Genomic DNA, 19,620 nt, shown 5'->3' with positions numbered 1-19,620 from the left:
GCCACCCGCGGCAACCGTTTCAACGTGAAGCCATTGCTAGCAACGCCCGCGCTGGAGGCAGTGCTCGCGCCCCTGCTGGTCGGTGCGGAAGGACTCGATGTAGCCACCCTGGCGCTGGGTGACGAAGACGGTCTTGCCGTCGCTGCCGCCGAAGGCGAGGTTGGTCGGCTCCTTGCCCTTCAGCGCGATCTCCCGCTCGACGGCGCCACTGGGCTTCATCAGCGCTATCGTGCCTTTGAGAATGCGCGCGACATAGAGACGGCCGGCAACGTCGGTGCGCAGACCGTCGATGGTGTCGGGCTGAAACGACTTGACGAGTTTTGCCCCGGTGAGCTCGTTGCCGCTGATCGCATAGGACCAGATCTGGCCGCTGCTGGATTCGCCGACATAAAGCGTCTTGCCGTCCGGACTGAGATCGATGCCGTTGGTGGTGCCCATCGCGCGCGGCGCAGCCATGACCCGGCCCTGCACCGTGCCGTCGGCTCCCTTCGCGATGCGCCAGACGTATCCTTCGCGGCCCTTCCAGTTCGGATCGCTCGCATAGATCGTGCCGTCGCGGGCGATGGTGATGTCGTTGGGCTGGTTCATCTCCTCGGAGTGAAACCAGACGGCCGGCTTGGTCGCGCCCTTCGGGATCGCGAAGATATTGTGCTTCTTGTAGTCGGCAATGAACATGGTGCCGTTCCGATCGAAACGGATGGCGTTGCCGACACTGCCTTCGGGAAGCACCGTGAACGGCTCCGACGCCGCGCCGCCGGCCGGCAGCCTGCCGATGGTGCCGGGCTTGCCGAGATTGACCACGAAGAGATTGCCGTCGAGATCGGTAGCCGGCCCTTCGATGCCGAACGTGTATTCTCCCGCAGGCGTCACCTGCACGCTTTCGAACAGCCTGGTCTCGGCCCGGGCGGACGCGGTCGCAATGACGAGAAGAACGCTACCGCACAGGCACCAGAAATTCCTGCCGGATGTAATAGCCATCGCCGTCGGTGCACTCGCCATTCAGATAGGGATCGGCCGGCCGGAAGAATCGGCTGAAGCCGGGTTTGTCTACAGCGTTCCTTTGTGTCACGACGACGACCTTGGCGGCCGGTATTTCGCCGCATTCCTTGCTCGTCCTGCCGTAGAACTTGCGCTGCGGCGGACCCGACTTGATCCGCATCCGCGTGCCCGGAACCATGTTCGCGACGAGCAGATCCGCCGCGTCCAGCAGACGTTTGTAGCCGGGCTCGGACTTCGGAAGGCCCTCGCCGCCCGGCGGCATCAGCTTCTCCGCGCCCAGGCCGCGCAGGCGCGTGCGCAGCTTGCCGGCGTCGGGATCGCCCGGATAGATCCAGCCGTCTTGCGACAGCATGAAGCGCAGCACGGCCCCGTCCTTCTCCGTCTCCGATTGACCCGGCGCCAGGCCGAAATCCGCGTGGCAGCCGACGCAATGCTTCTCGACGAGGCCCTTGCGCAGCGTGGTGAGCCGGGCGCTGTTCTGCGTGTCCCTGGCGACGAAGGCCGCGAGCTGGTCGATCATGACCTGGCTGCGCATGTCGCAGGGTAGCGGCTGAGGCGCATCGCCCGTGGTGCGATCGATCCTGATGACGGTCTTGTTCTTGTCTTCGACCAGCCAGATCGCGCCGTCCTCGGCGACCGTCATGCCCACGGGCGCGCCTTGCGGCCGCGCGCCATTGACGCGGTGCCAGCCTGCAATCAGCTCCTCGAACGGCGCGGCAGCGACTTCGCCGGCGTTGGTCTGGAAGCTGCGGGTCGGGTCGCCGGCGCAACTGACGTGATAGCGCACCGGCGCCGGAGCAGGTTTGGGGAAGCCGTGATCGTCGACGTCATAGACGAGCAGGCGGCTTCCGGTCGGCCGATAGCCGTGCAGGCCGACCAGCAGCTTGCCTTCGAGCTCCGGGAATTTGCCGCCGTGATAGTACATCATCGCGAGCGGCGCGCCGTGCGGTGGCAGCAGCGAGAATGGTGCCTTGTAGAGCGGATTGGCCGTGCAGAGCGACTTGTAGACCCCGGATTGCAGCACGCGCTTGAACTCGGGACTCGGGGTCGACAGGTCGTAGCAATAGGGCCAGCCATAGTGCCGGCCCTGCTCGATCGCGTTGATCTCCTCGTTCGGCTTGAAGATGTCAGGCAGATCGCGACCGTTCTCGCCCTGCAGGAAGGCGTAGCCGGCGTCCGGAAACATCGGGTGCAGCGCCAGCGCCATCGAATTGCGCAGGCCGCGCGCATAGACGGTGTGCGGCGGATCGGGATCGCCAGGCTTCAATGCCGGAAACACACCACCCGCCGGCGGCGTGAACAGCCAGATCGATGCCAGCGCGGAGGCGCCTTCGGCGGCCGCACAGGGCTTTGTGATCGGCGCCGGCGTGACGCAGTCGTCGCTGTGCGAGCCGACATTGACGAACAGCCGGCCGTCGCGATCGAACACGAACTGCTTGAGCGGGTGCGCGATCTCGTCGAGCCTGGTGCCATCCGGCAGCCTGATCCGCCGGCCGGGCAGGTGACGGATGATGGTCTCCACCGTGCTCCGCGGATTATCCGCAAGCGGATCGAACCGGAAGATCGCTTCCGGGGTCGAGGCATAGAGCTTCTTCTCCGGGCCGGTGACGAGGCCGAACGGATACTCGATTCCGGTCAGCAGCTCCCTGAAACGCCGGTCCTGTCGCGCGTGCGGGTCGAGCAGCAGCAGCCGTCCATCGGCATGACCCCAGCCGCCCATGTCGGCCACGACGAACAGGTCGCGGCCGGGCACCTGGACGATCGAACGCGGAAATTTGAGATGATCCTCTTCGCTGGCGACGAGCCCGGCGCAGAATCCCGCCTTCATGTCGATCTGAATCCTGGGAAAAGCGAGATCGCCGCTGCCGCAAATGTCGGTGCCGATCGCATAGCCGCTCTTCCTGACCGGTTCGGAAGAAGCCGGGGTGAAGGCGAGCAGCGCGCCGGCGACGGCCGCCGCAACCACGCGCAGGCTTCGGCGTTCGCTCAGGAATGAGAACTGGTTCACGGTGCCCCCGACCTTCCCGGAAAACTTGTTCCATGTCGCCGGAACGCCGTCCAGTTGATCATCACCCGCCTGTGATAAAACCTGTAGCGGCTTCCGCAGCGACCAACCTCCGTAGATTCCCTTACCGGGCTCGACCCGAATGTTTCGCAAATGCCTGGGGTGGTATCGATATGCCTTCCCAATCGCTTTCTACAGGAGGCGTTCATGGTCCAGGTCTATTTTCACTGCTCCAACACCGAGGGCACGCTGATCGACCGCTACGGGGCCGTCGTCGCCAATCTGACCGAGGCGCGCGACCGCGCCGCCCAGATCATGAACTCGATGATCCAGACGCCCGGTGCCGAAGACTGGCGCGACTGGGTCATCCATATCAGCGACGATGACGGCGAGGAGATTTTCGATCTCCCGTTCACCGCCATTCTCGGCAAGCCGCATTGAGGTGATGCCATGTTGCTGTCGTCACTGAACCTGCTCCGCCAGCCCCTGACCTACGTCACCACCAAATGGCAGACGCTGATCCGTGTCGCGGGCAACCCCTACCGCCCCGAGCTGCACTACATGCGCGGGCCTGGCCCGAAATGGCGCGCCAAGCATCAGGCCAGCCGGCTGGACCGCTCGCTCTGAGCACTTAGGTTTTAGCCGCTTTCCGACTGATCTCCGTCTATCCGTCGTCATGGCCGGGCCTGTCCCGGCCATCCACGTTCTGGGGATGCGAAGACGTGGATGCCCGGGTCAAGCCAGGGTATAGCGAGATTGAGGAGCAGCCCCGCACCTCACCGTCCCGTAAACCTCGCCTTGCGCTTCTCGATGAAGGCATTGCGGCCTTCGATGGCGTCCGCGCTTTTGCGGATCGTGGCCTGAAGCTCGATCTCGCGGCGGAACTGCGCCTCGTAGGTCGCATGCTCGCTCTCCTCGACCAGCGCGCGCGTTGCCACCAAGGCGCGCGTCGGTCCATCAGCCAGACGGCGTGCCAGCGTCAGCGCCTCCTCCATCAGCTTGGCATCGTCGACGACCTGCCGCACCAGGCCGATCTCCTGGGCGTGCTCCGCCGTCAGCGGCTCGTTCAGCAGCATCAGCTCGAGCGCGCGCTGCCGGCCGACCAGCCGCGGCAGCAGCCAGGTCGAGCCGAGATCGGGCACCAGCGCGATTCGGCTGAACACCTGGATGAAGCTCGCCGACCGCGCCGCGACGATCATGTCGCCGGCCATCGCCAGACTGAAGCCGCCGCCGGCCGCCACCCCGTTGACGGCGACGACGACGGGCACGTGGCACTCGCGCAAGGCCTTGAAGGCCGGCCAGTAGAAGCGCATGACGCCGGCGGCGATATCCTCGCCGAGCGCCTCCGATGCCTTCAGGTTCTGGCCCGAGCAGAAGCCGCGCCCGGCCCCGGTCAGGATGAGGGCGCGGACGTCCTCGTCCTGCGTCATCTCGGCGAGGGCGGCGGCGAGCGCGCCGAGCAGGTCCGGCGTCATTGCGTTCAGGCTCGCGGGCTCGTCGAGGGTCAAGATCCCGACCCCTCCATCCCGCGCCTGTTTCACACCAGCCATGTCGCTGCTCCCTTTTGATGTTCTCGTTCTCCGCAATGTGGCATGGTCCGCGCGCTCCGCCAATTGCGGAGCCTCGATCTCAACGCAGCACACAAGACGACATCATGCCTCACCAGTTCAGCCTCAACCAAACCGTCCGCAAGCCCGCCGTCAGATCCAAGGGCGGCATCGTCGCCGCGCAATCGCGGCGGGCGGCGGAGGTCGGCGCCGAGGTGCTGGCGGCGGGCGGCGACTGCGTGGATGCGATCGTGGCGACCACCATGGCACTGAACGTGCTGGAGCCCTGGAACAGCGGCATCGGCGGCGGCGGTGCGATGGTGCTCTACCGCGCCAAGGAAAATCGCTATGAGGTGATCGACTACGGCATGTGTGCACCACAGAGTCTGCGTGCTGCCGACTACCCGCTCAGCGGCGAAGGCGCAGTCTCCGATCTCTTTCCCTGGCCGCGGGTGAAGGACGATCGCAACATCCACGGTCCCGGTTCGATCGCCGTGCCTGGCGTCGTCGCCGGGATGGAAGAGGCGCATCGCCGCTACGCCAGAATGCCGTGGAAGGATCTGGTCGCGCCGGCAGCTCGGCTCGCCGGCGAAGGCCTGCTGGTCGATTGGTGGACCACGGTGACGATCTCGGGTTCGGCCGCCGATCTCAGGCGCTATCCTGCCAGCGCAGCGGCGTTCCTGAAGGACGGGCTGCCACCGAGCGCGCCATGGGGTATCAAGGCCGAGACGCGGCTGCCGCAGGACACGCTGAAGGCAACGCTGTCGCATCTCGCCGAGGCCGGACCGCGCGATTTCTACCAGGGTGATCTCGCCAGGAGCATCGCCTCCGACATCAAGGCTGACGGCGGTTCGCTGTCGGTCGAGGACCTCGCCGCCTTCCGCGCGCATTTGCGCGAGCCGCTGGCGATCCCGTATCGCGGCGGCAAGGTGTATGCGACGCCAGAGCTCACGGCCGGGCCGACGATGGCGCATGCGCTGCGCCTGTTGCAGCAGAGCTTGACGCCCGCAGGCGCGCCGGATGCGGCCGCCTATGTCGAATATGCGCTCGCCTTGCAGGCAGCCTTCCGCGAGCGTCTCAAGGACATGGGCGATGCCGACGGCAAGCGCTCGCTCGGCGCCGAATATCTGGCGCCCGCCTGCACCACGCATTTCTCCGTGGTCGACCGCCACGGCAACATCGCTGCGGTGACGCAAACGCTGCTCTCGTCGTTCGGCTCGAGATACGTCACGCCGCACACCGGCATCCCCATGAACAACGGCATCATGTGGTTCGACCCGACGCCGGGCACCACCAACTCGCTCGCCCCCGGCAAGCGCTGCCTCTGCAACTACACGCCCGTCATCGCCGAGACGAAGGATGGCAGGCGCCTCGCCGTCGGTGCCTCCGGCGGCCGCCGCATCCTGCCGTCGGTGATGCAGCTCGTGTCCTTTGCGATGGATTTCGGCATGGACCTCGATGCCGCCATCCACCAGCCGCGCATCGACGCCAGCGAGGGCGCGATCGTGATCGGCGATGCGCGCCTGCCAGAGGAAACGCGCAAGGCGCTGAGCGCGCGCTTCGACTATGAAGAGAGCCGGGTGCAGGCCTTGCCACAAAAATTCGCCTGCCCGAGCGTGGTGATGCGCGAGGGCGACACGAATTCCGGCGCGGTCGAGATCTTCCAGCCCTGGGCCGAAGCGGTGGCGGAAAGCTGAGCGTTCGCCAGACAGGCGATTGACGACGCAGAGATCAATGCGCGACGGCGCCAGCGCGCGTTGAGCCGGTGCGCGATGGCGTATCTCCGCGAGCGTCACGACTCCTCCACATTTGCAGGAAACCTAGCTGCGCGCGGTTCGTTCGCCGAACGGACAAATGCGCTCGCCCACTGGAGGACACGATGAAGAAACTTGCGCTCGCCGCCTCGCTGATCGTGGCGGCCGGCCTTACGTTTGCCGGCCCCGCGGCCGCGAAGGGTGGACATGGTCATGGACATGGTCGCGGCCATGGCCACGCAATGGGCCATCATTACCATGGCACGCCGCCGGGATGGCACCACGGGCGCAAGGTTGGCTGGCGCGGCATGGGGTGCCCGCCCGGCCTGTGGAAACAGGGCCGCTGCTGACGCCACTCTGCAAGTCCTGCAAGGCGTCGCCCGAAACCGGGCGGCGCCTTTCTTCAAATGCCGAGCCGGTCGCGCACGCGGCCCGCAATCACGGCGGTCGTCACGCCGACCGGCCAGAACGCGTGCATCGGGATCGGCTTGATGCCTGTGATCGGCATGTCGATCTCCGCCTTCGGCCCGCCGATCAACCGGCGCGCGAGCTGCGCGCCCATTGCGGTCGAAAGCGCGACGCCACGACCATTGCAGCCGAGCGAGATCAGCACGCCTTCCGTGGGCTCGTGCACGTGCGGATAGTGATCCCCGGTGATCGCGAGCCGGCTGTTCCAGCCATGGGTCCAGGACGCGCCCTTGAGCTGCGGCCAGAGCCGCTCGGCGTATCGCATAAGATAGGCGACGTCATACGGCGACTTGATCCAGCGCATCGGGCCGCGGCCGCCCATCAAGAGACGGTTCTGCTGATCGATGCGGTAATAGACCGTGATGTGGCCGCTCTCGTAGAGGACGGGACGCGTCGGCATGATCGAACGGGCGACCTCGTCGGAGAGCGGCGCGGTGGCGGCGATCGAGGAGAACACCGGCACGATGGTGCGGCGGAGCGCCGGCCAGAGGTCATCGGTGAAGCCGTTGGTGGCGAGCAGCACCTTTTCCGCGTGCACCACCGCGCGCGGCGTCTCGATGCGCCAGCGCGAGCCGTCGCGGCGCAGCGACAATGCCGGTGTCTCGCCAAAGACCTTTGCGCCGGCGGAGATTGCTGCGCGCGCGAGGCCGCGCGCGTAGCTGAGGGGATGCAGATCGCCGCCGCGGCCATCCAGCATGGCGCCGATGTAGCGGTCGGTGCCGGTCATCTCGCGGAGCTGCTCGCGGTTCAGATATGCCACCGGCATGCCTCGGCGGATGCATTGCTGCGCGGTCCTCTCGATCGCCGCAGCGCTCGCCTCGTGATAGGCCGCGCGCAGCGTACCGTTCTGCCGCGCCTCGCAAGGAATTTGATAACGGCGGATCAGCTCATGGGTGAAATTCGTGGTGCCATAGGCGAACTCGATCATGCGGCGGCCGAGCTCGGCGCCGAAATCCGCTTCGATCTGATCGGGGTCGTGCTTCAAGCCGGGATTGGTGTGACCGCCATTGTTGCCGGACGCGCCCCAGCCCGGCTCCTGCGCCTCGAGCACCAGCGCCTCGACGCCCTGCTCGGCGAGATGCAACGCGGTGGAGAGGCCGGTGTAGCCGCCGCCGATGATTGCGACCGAGACGCTCTTGTCAACGTCGAGCGGCGGCGTGGCCACGGGTGCGACGGCGGTGTCGGCGTAGAGCGAGGGCGGCAAAGGCAGGCGCGTCATTGGTGAAGACCGGTCAGAGCGGATGCAGCACGCGGCGCAGGAAATCCTGCGTGCGCGGATGCTGCGGCTGGTTGAGCAGCGCCTTGGCCGGCCCCTGCTCGACGATGACGCCGCCGTCGATGAACAGCACGCGGTCGGCGACGTCGCGGGCAAAGCCCATCTCGTGGGTGACGACAACCATGGTCATGCCGTCGTCGGCGAGCTTGCGCATGACGCCGAGGACGTCGCCGACGAGCTCGGGATCGAGCGCCGAGGTCGGCTCGTCGAACAGGATCGCCTTGGGCTGCATCGCGAGCGCCCGCGCGATCGCAACGCGCTGCTGCTGGCCGCCGGAGAGCTGCGGCGGATGCGCGTCGGCCTTTTCCGCAAGCCCGACCTGGGCGAGCAGCGTGCGGCCGCGCTCGAGCGCCTGAGCGCGCGACTCTTTCTTCACGTAGAGCGGTCCCTCGACCACGTTCTCCAGCGCCGTGCGGTGCGGGAACAGATTGAAGCGCTGGAACACCATCGAGACCTGGGTGCGAATGTCCACGATCGACGGCGCGTCGCGGTCGACCTTCAGCCCTTCGACGCTGATCTCGCCGCGGTCGTAGCTCTCCAGCCCGTTGATGCAGCGCAGGATGGTCGATTTGCCGGAACCCGAGGGGCCGATGATGCAGACCACCTCGCCCTTCTGGACGGAGGCCGTGATGCCCTTGAGCACCTCGACCTTGCCGAAGCTCTTGTGGACGTCGCTCAGCTCGATCATCGCTTGCCGGCCCGCTTCTCGAAGTGACGGACCAGCAGGATCAGCGGGATGCTCATGGTGAGATACATCAGCGCAACAAGCGTGAACACGCTGGTATTCTTGAAGGTCGACGAGGCGATCAGCTTGCCTTGCAGCGCGAGCTCGGCGACCGTGATGGTCGAGGCCTGTGAAGAGTCCTTGAGCATCATGATCATGACGTTGCCGTAAGGCGGCAGCACGATGCGCACGGCCTGCGGCAGCACCACGCGCCGCATGGTGAGCCACCAGCCCATGCCGATCGACTGCGCCGCCTCGATCTGGCCCTTGTCGATCGCCTCGATGCCGGCGCGGAAGTTTTCCGCCTGGTAGGCCGAATAGGCGATGCCGAGCCCGAGAATCGCGGCCTGCAAGGCCGACAGCGTGACGCCGAGATCGGGCATCACGAAGTAGAGGTAGAACAGCAGCACGATGATCGGGATGCCGCGGATCACGTTGATCAGGCTGGCGCTGAGCATCGACAGCGCCTTGATGCCGGAGACGCGCATCATCGCCCAGACGAGGCCCAGCACCGTCGAGAGCAGCAGCGAGCCGATCGTGACGACGATCGTCAGCGCGACGCCGTTCATCAGAATCGGGAAGAACTCGACGGCGTCGTGCCAGAAGCCTTTCATCGGGCAGCCTTCGGTGAGCCGTTATCAGCCCTGGGCCTTCAGGCCCCATTTATCCAGGATCTTGTCGATGGTGCCGTTGGCCTTGAGCTTCGCGAGCGAGGCGTTGATCTTGCCGAGCAGCGCAGTTTCGCCCTTGCGCACACCGATGCCGACGGAGCCGACCGTGACCGGCTTGTAGCCGTCGACGAGGCGCACCTCGGGGAAGCCGCCCTGCTTCAGGTTGTAGGCGAGGATCGGATAATCGGCGTACCCGGCCTTGAGGCGCCCGGTGTTCACGTCGCGCAGGATGTCGGGAATGGTGTCGTAGGCCTTCACCTCGGCGAACAGGCCGGATTTTTTCAGCGCGTCGACAAAGGCGGTGCCGACCTGGGCGCCGACCGTCGCGCCTTTCAGATCGTCCTGCGTGGCATAGGCCTTGGTGTCGGACTTCGGCACCACGAGGCCCTCGCCGTAGCTGTAGATCGGGTCGGAGAAGTCGACGACCTCCTTGCGCGGCGGCGTGATGAACATCGCAGCCGCAATGATGTCGATCTTGCTCGAGGTCAGCGACGGGATCAGGGCCGAGAACTGCATCGGCTCGATCTGCACGTTGAAGCCGGCATCCTTGCCGACCTCGGTGATGAGATCGACCATGATGCCCTGGATGGTGTTGGTCTTGGTGTCGAGGAAGGTGAAGGGAATGCCCGTCGGCGTCGAGCCGACCTTCAGCACCTGTTGCGCCGAAGCCGGCACGGCTGTGGCAATGGCGAGCGCCGCGATTGCGGCCTGAACAAAACGCTTCATCGCATCCCCCTTTTGGGCCGGGCCGGCAGCGGCGCTCGCGCATATTGCGATCAGACGTTGCGGGCCGGGCCGTTTCGGCCTATTTTCACCAATATGAAAATTTGGTCACACTTTCGCGGACGATGCAAGCGGTTTTCATGCACATGAAGGAAGCGGTTTGACGTGAGCGGTGGCAAAAGAATGCGCAAACCGGCCGCCGCAAAGCCGGCCAAGAAAAAGCCGGCCAAGGTGAAAGCCAAAGCGACCGAGCCGGCGATGGACGTCGCGGTCGGCCGCCGCATTCGGGATCTCAGGCGGGTCAGGCAGTTCTCTCTGGAGACGGTCGCCGCGCGCACGGAGCTGTCGATCGGCTTCCTCAGCCAGATCGAGCGCGGGCTGTCCTCCCCCTCGCTGCGGGTGCTGGCGACGCTCGCCGACGTGCTCGGCGTCGGCATCGCCGCGCTGTTCGGCGCAAGCCCGGGCGCCGACGGCGCCTCCGACCAGGTGGTCACGCGCGGCCTGCAGCGCCCGGAGCTGAAGCTCTGGCGCACCGGCGTGTCAAAGCAGTTGCTGAGCCCGGCCAGCGCCGACAACAAGCTCAACCTGTTCCTGGTGCATCTGGAGCCCGGCGGCTCCACCGGGGACGAACTCTACACCCATGACGGCGAGGAAGCCGGCCTCGTTCTCGAAGGCGAGATGATGCTGACGGTCGACAGCGAGACCTGGTCGCTGAAGACGGGTGACAGTTTTCGCTTCGCGAGCCGCAGGCCGCACCGGTTTTCAAATCCGGCGAACGATGCGAAGTCGGTGGTGCTGTGGGTGAATTGCGTGACGGGGGCGGGGTAGTTTGCCGGCGCTGTACCGCTGGCATAATGTGAGAGCGTTCTGCACAGCGAGGGTAGACCACCGATGGATGACCTCATCATCGCTGCGATCCGACAGCGGCTGAAGACGAAAGTCACCGATCTAGGCCGACCTCCGCGCGTAGGACTAATCCCCGGAAATCCTGTCGATATGGCGTCCGACGAAGAGCATTTTCTTTTCCTGCTGCCATCCCTCCTGAAACGCATCTATGCAGAGATTGGGAATGGAGGTTTTGGCCCCGGATATGGACTCATCGGGTTAACTAACGGCGTTCCCGACGATTCCGGCAAAACCGCACTTGCGATCTACGAAATATTTCGGAGCGCGCCAGAGCTGGGATGGCCCGATGGCCTACTACCGATCTGCCATTGGGGATGCGCCATCTACTCTTGCGTCGATTGTCTCGACCCGGACTTCCCGATGCGAATTTTCGATCCCAACGTTCACGATGGAGATGGTTGGACCGACGCGTTCTTCGCGGAATCACCCCGCTTCGAAGATTGGATCAGATCGTGGGCATCCGGCGTCAATCTGTGGGACGCCATGTACGGCGATTCCGGCCACATCACTCGGATTCTCTCCGCCCGTCGCGAGCGGCCGTGAACAGACGGATTTCTGAGCGCGCCCCGTCATCCGAAGGCGCGAGCCACCGGCGCAGCGCGCCGCATGGCGGCCTCGAAGGATGTACGGCCTCGATGCAGCCGGGCCGTTGCCCTTCGAGGCGCGCTGCACGGCGCGTTGCGCCGCGCGGCTCGCACCTCAGGGTGACGGTGATGGAGTTGGAGCGCCACGCTTCCGCGCCGTCATTGCGAGCGCAGCGAAGCAACCCAGAGTCTTGCCGCGGATGCAGTCTGGATTGCTTCGTCGCAAGGGCTCCTCGCAATGACGAGGAGATAGAATCTCACCCGAACCGGTGATTGTACCTGTCCACCGTCAGCGCACTGACGTCGATCTCAGGCTTCCTGCCCGACAGCATGTCGGCGAGCACGCGTCCCGAGCCGCAGGACATGGTCCAGCCCAGCGTGCCGTGGCCGGTGTTGAGGTGGAGATTGGCGTATGGCGTCGGGCCGATCACGGGCGGGCCGTCCGGCGTCATCGGGCGCAGGCCGCTCCAGAACGTCGCCTTGGCGAGATCGCCGCCGCGCGGGAACAGGTCGGTCAGCGAATGATCGAGCGTGGCGCGGCGCGCGTCATAAAGCTTGTCCGAGAAGCCCGAGATTTCGGCGGTGCCGCCGACGCGGATGCGATCGCCGAGGCGCGTGATCGCGACCTTGTAGCTCTCGTCCATCACGGTCGATTCCGGCGCGCCAGAGGCGTCCTTGATCGGCACGGTGATCGAATAGCCCTTCACGGGATAGACCGGCAGCGAGATGCCGAGCGGCGCGACGAGCCGCGACGACCAGCTGCCGAGCGCGAGCACGTAAGCGTCCGCCTGCAACAGGCCGGCGCTGGTCGCGACACCGCTGACGCGCGCGCCCTCGGTGACGATGCGGTCGATCGAGGTGTTGAACATGAAGCGCACGCCGAGCGCCTCGGCGTGCTTGGCGAGCGCCTGCGTGAACATGTGGCAGTCGCCGGTCTCGTCCTGCGGCAGGCGAAGGCCGCCGACGAACTTCTCCTTCACGCCGCCGAGCGCCGGCTCGACCGCAATGCAGCCCTCGCGGCTCAGCACCTCGAAGGGCACGCCGTATTGCTTGAGCACCGCGATGTCTTCGCCGGTGCCGTCGAGCTGCGCCTGGTAGCGGAACAGCTGTAGCGTGCCCTGCGCGCGGTCGTCATACTGGATACCGATGTCGCGGCGCAGGTCGCGCAGGCAATCGCGGCTGTATTCCGCGATCGGAATCATTCGGCTCTTGTTGACCGCGTAGCGTTCGCTGGTGCAGTTGCGCAGCATCTTGAGCAGCCAGACCCACATCACGGGATCGAGCTTCGGCCGGATCACCAGCGGGCCGTGCTTCATCAAAAGCCACTTGACCGCCTTCACCGGCACGCCGGGGCCGGCCCAGGGCGAGGAATAGCCCGGCGACACTTCGCCGGCATTGGCGAAAGAGGTCTCCAGTGCCGGCTCCGGCTGGCGGTCGACGACCGTCACGTCATGGCCGGCACGAGCGAGGTAGTAGGCAGAGGTGACACCGATGACACCGCTGCCGAGGATCAGAACTTTCACGCTTCGTCAAACTCCCGCGGCATCACGCTCGCCGCTGCAAGGAAACAACTCGCAACGGCGAGAGCAATTATCAGGCCACCTTCTTGATGGCGTCGCCGAGGATCGAGACCATCTGGTCGATATGGCTCTTCTCGACGATGAGCGGGGGCGACATCGCAACGGAGTCGCCGCCGGTGCGAAGGTAGAGGCCGCTGTTGAAGCATTCGACCAGCATGTCGTAGCCGCGTGCACCGACCGCGCCGTCACGCGGTGCAAGCTCGACCGCGCCCATCAGGCCGCAGTTGCGGATGTCGACGACGTTCGGCAGACCCTTCAGCGAATGCAGCGCATCGCGCCAGTATTCGGCGAGCGAGGCACCGCGCGTGAGCAGGCCCTCGTCCTTGTAGATGTCGAGAGTCGCGATGCCCGCGGCACACGCGACCGGATGCGCCGAATAGGTGTAGCCGTGGAACAGCTCGATCTGGTTCTCCGGGCCGTTCATCATGCCGTCGTAGATCTTGCGGCTGGCGAACACCGCGCCGCAGGGCACGGTCCCGTTGGTGATACCCTTGGCGGTCGTCATCAGGTCCGGCGTGACGCCGAAGAAGTTGGCGGCGAACGGCGTGCCGAGGCGGCCGAAGCCGGTGATGACCTCGTCGAAGATCAGCAGGATGCCGTGCTTGTCGCAGATCGCGCGCAGGCGCTGGAGATAGTTCTTCGGCGGCGGCAGCACCGCGGTCGAGCCCGGCACCGGCTCCACGATGACGGCGGCGATCGTCTCCGCGCCATGCAGGGCGACCAGACGCTCGAGATCGTCGGCGAGCTCGGCGCCATGCTCGGGCAGGTCCTTGGCGAAGGCGTTGCGGGTGAGATCATGGGTGTGGCGGATGTGATCGACGCCCGGCAAGAGGGTGGTGAAGGCGCGGCGGTTGGCAACCATGCCGCCGACCGAGGTGCCGCCGAAGCCGACGCCGTGATAGCCGCGCTCGCGGCCGATCAGGCGGGTGCGGCTCGCCTGGCCGTTGGCGCGGTGATAGGCAAGCGCGATCTTCAGCGCGGTGTCGACCGACTCGGAGCCGGAGTTGGTGAAGAAGACGCGGTCGAGGCCCTTCGGCGCGACCTCGGCGAGCCGCTCGGCGAAGTCGAACGCCAGCGGATGGCCCATCTGGAACGACGGCGCGAAGTCCAGCGTCATCAGCTGCCGCTCGACGGCGGCGGCGATCTGCTTGCGGCCGTGGCCGGCATTGACGCACCAGAGGCCGGCGGAGCCGTCGATCACCTGGCGGCCATCGACGCTGGTGTAGTACATGCCCTCGGCCGAGGAGAACAGACGCGGCGACTTCTTGAACTGCCGGTTGGCCGTGAACGGCATCCAGTACGAATCGGTCTTGATGGTGTTCGGAATCTGATGAAGGGTCACGGCCGCGCTCCTGTGCTGACCCAATAGGTGAGACACGGTTTCGGAACCGCAACAAGTCCTTTTCTGGTGACCTGCAAGCCATTGATTCGACTTGGCCCTCCGGTCCATATTTGCGCGATCCGCAACACCTGCAACAGGGGCCAGGGGCATGAGCGTCGACATCGGTGGACGGCTGCGATTCATCCGGGCGCGCCACAAGCTGTCGCAGCGCGAGCTCGCCAAGCGCGCCGGCGTCACCAATTCGACGATCTCGCTGATCGAATCCAACCAGATGAACCCGTCGGTCGGTGCGCTCAAGCGCATCCTCGACGGCATCCCGATGGGGCTCGCCGAGTTCTTCGCGCTGGAGCCGGAATCGAGGCGCAAGATCTTCTACCGCGCCGAGGAACTCACTGAAGTCGGCAAGAAGCCGATCTCGTATCGGCAGGTCGGCGACAATCTGTTCGGCCGCAGCCTGCAGATCCTGAAGGAGCGCTACGAACCCGGCAGCGACACCGGCCGCGTGCATCTCGTCCATGACGGCGAGGAAGGCGGCATCGTGATCTCGGGCAAGCTCGAGGTCACCGTCGAGGACGAGCGCCGCATCCTCAATCCCGGCGATGCCTATTATTTCGAGAGCCGCCGGCCGCATCGCTTCCGCTGCGTCGGCGGCAAGCCCTGCGAAGTGATCTCGGCCTGCACGCCGCCGACGTTTTGAAGGCGCGATAGGGTATCCGGACTCTTACGGAGTCACCGGTTTCTTACGGAGCTTGAGCCATCTCAATTTCCCCGGGCCGCACCGCTATATATTTGCGAACCGTAGCCGAACAGCCTGGCGCAAAAGCTGCTGAGGTTATCGCCCGGTGTCCCAGGCACGCCGGGGGCCGCGTCGTAACAGGGCTCGCATATGAAGATCACGCTCGCCAATGCAGAAGCTGCGCTCGACGAAGTCCAGCGCGACGCCGACAAGCTCCATTCGCGCGAGCTGCGCAAGGTCATCGCCGAATACATCGCGATGCAGCGAGAGGCGCTGAAGGCGCTCCGGAAAAAGCTGCATTGACGAGGCGCGGCGGAGCGAGAAGATCTCGCCCCGCCCTTTTGCCTCAAAGCTGCGTCAGCAACTCCTCGATCTGGATCGGAAAGCGGCGGACGCGCACGCCGGTCGCGTGCCAGACCGCGTTGGCGACCGCACCGGCGCTGCCGGTGATGCCGATCTCGCCGACGCCCTTGATGCCGAGCGCGTTCACATGCGGATCGTGCTCCTCGACCGTGATGACGTCGAGTGGCGGCACGTCGGCGTTCACCGGGATGTGGTACTCGCCGAGATTGGCATTCATGATCCGTCCGCTGCGCCGGTCGGTGATGGCCTCCTCGTGCAGCGCGAACGACATGCCCCAGATCATGCCGCCGAACAGCTGGCTCTGCACCATGCGCGGATTGACGATACGCCCGGCCGCGAAGGCGCCGACCATGCGGGTGACGCGGACCTGGCCGAGATCGGGATCGACCTTCACTTCCGCGAACACCGCGCCGTGGGCGTGCATCGCATATTCCTCCATAGCGGCAGGGTTCGGCGCGCCGGTGCCGCGCGCCTCGACCTCGGCGACGCCGGCGCGCGCGAGGATCTCGGAATAGCTCTCGCCGCGGCTCTCGTCGTCACGACGGATCAGCCTGCCATCGCGCGCGATCACGCCGGCATTGCCGGCGCCGAACAGCGGTGAGCGTTCGTCATTGGTGGCGAGATCGGCGAGCCTGGCAATCACGGCCGCTCCGGCACTGTGGATCGCGGCACCGGCGGTGGCCGTGTGCGCCGAGCCGCCGGCGATGCCGGCATCCGGCAGGTCGGATGTCCCCGCCTTGAACTCGACGCGGTCGACATCGAGGCCGAGACCGTCGGCCGCGATCTGGGCGAGCGCCGTCCAGGCGCCCTGCCCCATGTCATGCGCGCCGATCTCCATGACGCCGGAACCGTCGCGGCGGATCGCCGCCCGGGCTTCGGCCTGGAACATCAGCGCCGGGAAGGTCGCCGTGCCCATGCCCCAGCCGACCAGCAGGCCGGCATCGTCGCGCATCTGCCGCGGCCGGAGCGAACGCTTCGCCCAGCCGAAGCGCGCTGCGCCCTGTTCGTAACAGGCCCGCAGTGCCTTGGAGGAGAACGGTCTGCCCGTCATCGGCTCGACCTCGGCGTAGTTCTTGAGGCGGAAGGCCAGCGGATCCATGCCGCAGGCCCAGGCCATCTCGTCGATCGCGCTCTCCAGTGTGATCGAGCCGGTCGCCTCTCCCGGCGCGCGCATGAACAGCGGCGTGCCGGTGTTGACGCGCACGGCGTCATGCGAGGTGCGGATCGCGGGCGCCGCGTAGAGCGTGTGCGAGGCATCAGCGGCGGGCTCGTAGAAATCGTCGAACGTGCTCGACACCGTCCGCGCATGGTGATCGAGCGCGGTCAGACGTCCCTCGGCGTCTGCGCCGATGCGCAGGCGCTGTCGCGTCGGCGCGCGATGGCCGACCGGGCCGTACATCTGCTCACGACGCAACACCAGCTTGATCGGCCTGCCGACCAGCTTGGCGGCCATGATACCGAGGACGGGCGGACCGCCCATCAGCCCCTTGGAGCCGAAGCCGCCGCCGAGGAAGGGACTGCGAATGTGGATCTTGTCGTGCGCGATGCCGAACAGTTCGGCAATGCGCGCCAGCGACAGCATCAGACCCTGGGTCGGCATGTCCACGGACAGCCTGTCGCCGTCCCATTGAACCACGATCGCATGCGGCTCCATCGCGTTGTGATATTGCGGCGGCGTCTCGTAAGTCGCGTCGATCCGCTTCTCGGCCGAGGCAAGGCCCGCCTCGACATCGCCGTGGTGACTTTCGGCGGGGTTGCCGACACCAACGACCGGCGGCACGAAGCTCTCGCCGGCATCGAGGCCGACCAGCGGAGGCAGGGTCTCGTAACGGGGCGCCAGCAGCGCCGCGCCTTCCGTCGCCGCCTCCAGCGTTTCCGCGATCACGACCGCGATGGGCTGGTTGGCGTAGCGGACCTCCTTGCTGTGCAAGGCGTCCATACGGAACACGAACGGATTGGTCTTGATCTCCGGATCGATCGCGAGCTGCGGCTTGTGGTCCGGCGTCATGACGTCGACGACGCCAGGATGGCGCTTGGCGGCGGCGACATCGAGCGAAGTCACGCGGCCGCGCGCGATGCTGGACACGGCGATCACCGCGAACAGCATCCCGGGCGGATGATTGTCGGCGGCATAGGTCGCTCGCCCCGTGACCTTGAGGACGCCGTCACGGCGGGTCAGCGGCTGGCCGATGTTCGAGCCGTGCCTGAGATGGGCGGGCGCGCTGGTCAGGTTGAGCTCAGGCATGGATGGCTCCGGAGGTCGCGGCAAAGGGAGAAGCCGGCAGCGCGGGGATACGCGCAGGCGTGCCGGCGGCGGCGAGTAGCAGCGCGCGCACGACGATGCGGCGCGCGAGCTCGATCTTGAAGGCATTGTCGCCGGACGGTTTTGCGCCCTCGAGCGCCCGCCAGGCCGCCTCCTGGAACGCGTCGGCCGTGGGCGCAACGTTCCTGAGCACGTCCTCCGCTGCGCGAGCGCGCCAGGGCTTTGCGGCGACACCACCGAGTGCAAGCCGCGCCTCCGCGATCTTGCCGTTCTCGATCCGCAGAGCGGCGGCCGCCGAGACGATGGCGAAGGCATAAGACGTTCTCTCGCGCACCTTCAGATAGCGCGCATGCGACGCAAACGCGCGCGCCGCCGGCGGCAGGCGCACCGCGACGATGAGGTCGCCGGGCTCGAGCGCGGACTCGCGTTCGGGCGCATCGCCCGGCAGGCGGTGCAGTTCATCCAGCGCGATCTCGCGCCGGCCGCCCCTGCCCTCGATCTCGACGACGGCGTCGAGCGCGATCAGCGGCACGCCGAAGTCGGACGGATGCGTGGCGATGCAGTTCTCGCTCCAGCCGAGTACGGCATGGCTGCGGTTCTCGCCGTCGCGAGCGTCGCAGCCGCTGCCGGCCTCGCGCTTGTTGCAGCGGCTGGCGGTGTCGTAGAAATACGCGCAGCGTGTCCGCTGCAGCAGATTGCCGCCGACGGTTGCGGCGTTGCGCAACTGAGCCGACGCGCCGGAGAGCAGGGCCTCGGCGACGGCGGGATAGGACCTTGCGAAGTCCGCATCGTGCGCGAGATCGGCGTTGCTGACGAGTGCGCCGATACGCACACTGCCGTCGGGGAGACGCTCGATCTGATCGAGGCCATCGAGATGCGTGACGTCGACCAGGCGGTCCGGACGGCTGACGCCGCCCTTCATCAGATCGAGCAGGTTGGTTCCGGCGGCAAGAAAAACGGCGCCCGGCAGAGCGGCGGCGGCAACGGCCTCTGCGACCGTGGCGGGCCTGACATAATCGAACGGCTTCATGCGGAGCGCCTCTGATTGGATTCTTCCATATGTCCTTGCGCCTCCAGCACCGCATCGACGATGCCGGCATAGGCGCCACAGCGGCAGAGATTTCCGCTCATGCATTCGCGGATGCGTTCGGGATCGTTGCCGGCCTGCGCCTCGCTGATCATGCCGATGGCGCTCATGATCTGGCCGGGCGTGCAGAAGCCGCATTGAAAACCGTCATGGGCGATGAAGGCGGCTTGCACGGGATGAAGCTGGTCGCCGCGCGCGACGCCTTCGATGGTGAGGATGTCGGCGCCGTCGTGGCTGATGGCGAGCGCGAGGCAGGAATTGATGCGCTTGCCGTCGACGAGGATGGTGCAGGCGCCGCACTGGCCGCGGTCGCATCCCTTCTTGGTTCCGGTCAGATCGAGGCGCTCACGCAGGAGATCGAGCAGCGTGACGCGCGGATCGTCGAGGACGAAATCGCGCCGCGCACCGTTCACGGTGAGGCTGATGGAGTGGTTCATACAAGGCTCCGATCAGATATGGACATGAGTCATCGCGCAGCGCGCCACCTCCGTGGCCGCCGTCGATACCGCGCCGCCCGAACACGATGCGGGCCGACGCTCGACCGAAGATACGGAGGCAGCCTCCGTTTAACAAGGGCGGTACGGAAAAATCT

Annotated in this window: 20 protein-coding genes; 8 read left to right on the top strand and 12 right to left on the bottom strand. The window is 66.2% G+C overall.

The features are described 5' to 3' along the window. Window positions 1-36: 36 nt before the first annotated feature. Entirely contained in the window at window positions 37-978 is a 942-nt protein-coding gene (locus XH96_RS07820) for an SMP-30/gluconolactonase/LRE family protein (RefSeq protein ID WP_194391943.1), read from the bottom strand. After that, window positions 935-3,007 carry a sorbosone dehydrogenase family protein gene (locus XH96_RS07815; protein ID WP_194391941.1) on the bottom strand — a complete coding sequence of 691 codons (2,073 nt, stop codon included), beginning with the start codon at window positions 3,005-3,007 and terminating at the stop codon, window positions 935-937. The genes XH96_RS07820 and XH96_RS07815 overlap by 44 nt, the downstream gene beginning before the upstream one ends. A gap of 204 nt (window positions 3,008-3,211) precedes the next feature. Here XH96_RS07815 and XH96_RS07810 point away from each other — a divergent pair, with 204 nt between their 5' ends. Together XH96_RS07810 and XH96_RS07805 are read left to right on the top strand one after the other, a co-directional pair. Continuing rightward, the gene (locus tag XH96_RS07810) at window positions 3,212-3,445 is read left to right on the top strand and encodes a hypothetical protein (RefSeq protein WP_028180145.1); all 234 of its coding nucleotides are present in this window, start codon (window positions 3,212-3,214) and stop codon (window positions 3,443-3,445) included. 9 nt (window positions 3,446-3,454) lie between these two features. Continuing rightward, window positions 3,455-3,631 carry a hypothetical protein gene (locus XH96_RS07805; protein WP_194391940.1) on the top strand — a complete coding sequence of 59 codons (177 nt, stop codon included), beginning with the start codon at window positions 3,455-3,457 and terminating at the stop codon, window positions 3,629-3,631. A 149-nt stretch (window positions 3,632-3,780) separates the two neighbouring features. On the opposite strand, the gene XH96_RS07800 is transcribed toward XH96_RS07805, so the two are convergent. Then, entirely contained in the window at window positions 3,781-4,554 is a 774-nt protein-coding gene (locus tag XH96_RS07800; protein WP_194391938.1) for an enoyl-CoA hydratase-related protein, read from the bottom strand. Window positions 4,555-4,658: 104 nt separating this feature from the next. Here XH96_RS07800 and XH96_RS07795 point away from each other — a divergent pair, with 104 nt between their 5' ends. Then, a complete protein-coding gene (locus XH96_RS07795) occupies window positions 4,659-6,248 on the top strand; it encodes a gamma-glutamyltransferase family protein (RefSeq protein ID WP_194391936.1) in 1,590 nt (529 codons plus the stop codon). A 182-nt stretch (window positions 6,249-6,430) separates the two neighbouring features. Further along, a complete protein-coding gene (locus tag XH96_RS07790) occupies window positions 6,431-6,655 on the top strand; it encodes a hypothetical protein (RefSeq protein ID WP_194391934.1) in 225 nt (74 codons plus the stop codon). A 53-nt stretch (window positions 6,656-6,708) separates the two neighbouring features. Here the strand turns inward: XH96_RS07790 and XH96_RS07785 are convergent, their stop codons facing one another. The 4 genes from XH96_RS07785 to XH96_RS07770 are packed head-to-tail and all read right to left on the bottom strand — an operon-like array spanning window position 6,709 to window position 10,170. Continuing rightward, window positions 6,709-7,992 (bottom strand): FAD-binding oxidoreductase, encoded by a 1,284-nt coding sequence (locus XH96_RS07785; protein WP_194391932.1) that lies wholly within the window; start codon window positions 7,990-7,992, stop codon window positions 6,709-6,711. Between the two features lie 13 nt (window positions 7,993-8,005). Next, window positions 8,006-8,737 carry an amino acid ABC transporter ATP-binding protein gene (locus XH96_RS07780; protein ID WP_194391931.1) on the bottom strand — a complete coding sequence of 244 codons (732 nt, stop codon included), beginning with the start codon at window positions 8,735-8,737 and terminating at the stop codon, window positions 8,006-8,008. Next, complete coding sequence (locus XH96_RS07775; RefSeq protein ID WP_061879382.1) at window positions 8,734-9,387, bottom strand: amino acid ABC transporter permease; 654 nt, start codon at window positions 9,385-9,387, stop codon at window positions 8,734-8,736. The genes XH96_RS07780 and XH96_RS07775 overlap by 4 nt, the downstream gene beginning before the upstream one ends. Before the next feature lie 24 nt (window positions 9,388-9,411). Then, on the bottom strand, window positions 9,412-10,170 hold the full coding sequence (locus XH96_RS07770; protein ID WP_194391929.1) for an ABC transporter substrate-binding protein: 759 nt from the start codon (window positions 10,168-10,170) through the stop codon (window positions 9,412-9,414). A 180-nt stretch (window positions 10,171-10,350) separates the two neighbouring features. Here XH96_RS07770 and XH96_RS07765 point away from each other — a divergent pair, with 180 nt between their 5' ends. Both XH96_RS07765 and XH96_RS07760 read left to right on the top strand, forming a co-directional pair. Beyond that, window positions 10,351-10,995, top strand: coding sequence for a helix-turn-helix domain-containing protein (locus XH96_RS07765; RefSeq protein WP_194391927.1), 645 nt, complete (start codon window positions 10,351-10,353; stop codon window positions 10,993-10,995). A 63-nt stretch (window positions 10,996-11,058) separates the two neighbouring features. Next, entirely contained in the window at window positions 11,059-11,616 is a 558-nt protein-coding gene (locus XH96_RS07760) for an SMI1/KNR4 family protein (protein ID WP_194391925.1), read from the top strand. Between the two features lie 298 nt (window positions 11,617-11,914). Here XH96_RS07760 and XH96_RS07755 read toward each other — a convergent pair whose 3' ends face one another. Further along, window positions 11,915-13,180 carry a D-amino acid dehydrogenase gene (locus tag XH96_RS07755; protein WP_194391923.1) on the bottom strand — a complete coding sequence of 422 codons (1,266 nt, stop codon included), beginning with the start codon at window positions 13,178-13,180 and terminating at the stop codon, window positions 11,915-11,917. 70 nt (window positions 13,181-13,250) lie between these two features. Next, complete coding sequence (locus XH96_RS07750) at window positions 13,251-14,579, bottom strand: aspartate aminotransferase family protein (RefSeq protein ID WP_194391921.1); 1,329 nt, start codon at window positions 14,577-14,579, stop codon at window positions 13,251-13,253. 148 nt (window positions 14,580-14,727) lie between these two features. Here XH96_RS07750 and XH96_RS07745 point away from each other — a divergent pair, with 148 nt between their 5' ends. After that, on the top strand, window positions 14,728-15,276 hold the full coding sequence (locus tag XH96_RS07745) for a cupin domain-containing protein (RefSeq protein WP_018646206.1): 549 nt from the start codon (window positions 14,728-14,730) through the stop codon (window positions 15,274-15,276). 189 nt (window positions 15,277-15,465) lie between these two features. Next, window positions 15,466-15,618, top strand: a complete 153-nt coding sequence (locus XH96_RS07740) for a hypothetical protein (RefSeq protein ID WP_194391920.1) — start codon at window positions 15,466-15,468, stop codon at window positions 15,616-15,618. Window positions 15,619-15,661: 43 nt separating this feature from the next. On the opposite strand, the gene XH96_RS07735 is transcribed toward XH96_RS07740, so the two are convergent. The 3 genes from XH96_RS07735 to XH96_RS07725 are packed head-to-tail and all read right to left on the bottom strand — an operon-like array spanning window position 15,662 to window position 19,465. After that, on the bottom strand, window positions 15,662-17,923 hold the full coding sequence (locus XH96_RS07735) for a xanthine dehydrogenase family protein molybdopterin-binding subunit (RefSeq protein WP_194391918.1): 2,262 nt from the start codon (window positions 17,921-17,923) through the stop codon (window positions 15,662-15,664). Continuing rightward, window positions 17,916-18,971 (bottom strand): xanthine dehydrogenase family protein subunit M, encoded by a 1,056-nt coding sequence (locus XH96_RS07730; RefSeq protein WP_194391916.1) that lies wholly within the window; start codon window positions 18,969-18,971, stop codon window positions 17,916-17,918. Before XH96_RS07730 ends, XH96_RS07735 begins: the two co-directional genes overlap by 8 nt. Then, a complete protein-coding gene (locus XH96_RS07725; protein ID WP_194391914.1) occupies window positions 18,968-19,465 on the bottom strand; it encodes a (2Fe-2S)-binding protein in 498 nt (165 codons plus the stop codon). The genes XH96_RS07730 and XH96_RS07725 overlap by 4 nt, the downstream gene beginning before the upstream one ends. Between the last annotated feature and the right edge of the window lie 155 nt (window positions 19,466-19,620).

Source organism: Bradyrhizobium sp. CCBAU 51765 (assembly GCF_015291725.1).
Taxonomy (GTDB): domain Bacteria; phylum Pseudomonadota; class Alphaproteobacteria; order Rhizobiales; family Xanthobacteraceae; genus Bradyrhizobium; species Bradyrhizobium liaoningense.
Note: the sequence above shows the minus strand (reverse complement) of the source record. Positions and strands in the feature narration are given on the sequence as shown.

Bases quoted from the DNA above. Each gene is read 5' to 3' on its own strand.
- XH96_RS07820 (WP_194391943.1), bottom strand. From the start codon at position 978: ATGGCTATTACATCCGGCAGGAATTTCTGGTGCCTGTGCGGTAGCGTT.
- XH96_RS07810 (WP_028180145.1), top strand. From the start codon at position 3,212: ATGGTCCAGGTCTATTTTCACTGCTCCAACACCGAGGGCACGCTGATC.
- XH96_RS07805 (WP_194391940.1), top strand. From the start codon at position 3,455: ATGTTGCTGTCGTCACTGAACCTGCTCCGCCAGCCCCTGACCTACGTC.
- XH96_RS07800 (WP_194391938.1), bottom strand. From the start codon at position 4,554: ATGGCTGGTGTGAAACAGGCGCGGGATGGAGGGGTCGGGATCTTGACC.
- XH96_RS07795 (WP_194391936.1), top strand. From the start codon at position 4,659: ATGCCTCACCAGTTCAGCCTCAACCAAACCGTCCGCAAGCCCGCCGTC.
- XH96_RS07790 (WP_194391934.1), top strand. From the start codon at position 6,431: ATGAAGAAACTTGCGCTCGCCGCCTCGCTGATCGTGGCGGCCGGCCTT.
- XH96_RS07785 (WP_194391932.1), bottom strand. From the start codon at position 7,992: ATGACGCGCCTGCCTTTGCCGCCCTCGCTCTACGCCGACACCGCCGTC.
- XH96_RS07780 (WP_194391931.1), bottom strand. From the start codon at position 8,737: ATGATCGAGCTGAGCGACGTCCACAAGAGCTTCGGCAAGGTCGAGGTG.
- XH96_RS07775 (WP_061879382.1), bottom strand. From the start codon at position 9,387: ATGAAAGGCTTCTGGCACGACGCCGTCGAGTTCTTCCCGATTCTGATG.
- XH96_RS07770 (WP_194391929.1), bottom strand. From the start codon at position 10,170: ATGAAGCGTTTTGTTCAGGCCGCAATCGCGGCGCTCGCCATTGCCACA.
- XH96_RS07765 (WP_194391927.1), top strand. From the start codon at position 10,351: ATGCGCAAACCGGCCGCCGCAAAGCCGGCCAAGAAAAAGCCGGCCAAG.
- XH96_RS07760 (WP_194391925.1), top strand. From the start codon at position 11,059: ATGGATGACCTCATCATCGCTGCGATCCGACAGCGGCTGAAGACGAAA.
- XH96_RS07745 (WP_018646206.1), top strand. From the start codon at position 14,728: ATGAGCGTCGACATCGGTGGACGGCTGCGATTCATCCGGGCGCGCCAC.
- XH96_RS07740 (WP_194391920.1), top strand. From the start codon at position 15,466: ATGAAGATCACGCTCGCCAATGCAGAAGCTGCGCTCGACGAAGTCCAG.
- XH96_RS07735 (WP_194391918.1), bottom strand. From the start codon at position 17,923: ATGCCTGAGCTCAACCTGACCAGCGCGCCCGCCCATCTCAGGCACGGC.
- XH96_RS07730 (WP_194391916.1), bottom strand. From the start codon at position 18,971: ATGAAGCCGTTCGATTATGTCAGGCCCGCCACGGTCGCAGAGGCCGTT.
- XH96_RS07725 (WP_194391914.1), bottom strand. From the start codon at position 19,465: ATGAACCACTCCATCAGCCTCACCGTGAACGGTGCGCGGCGCGATTTC.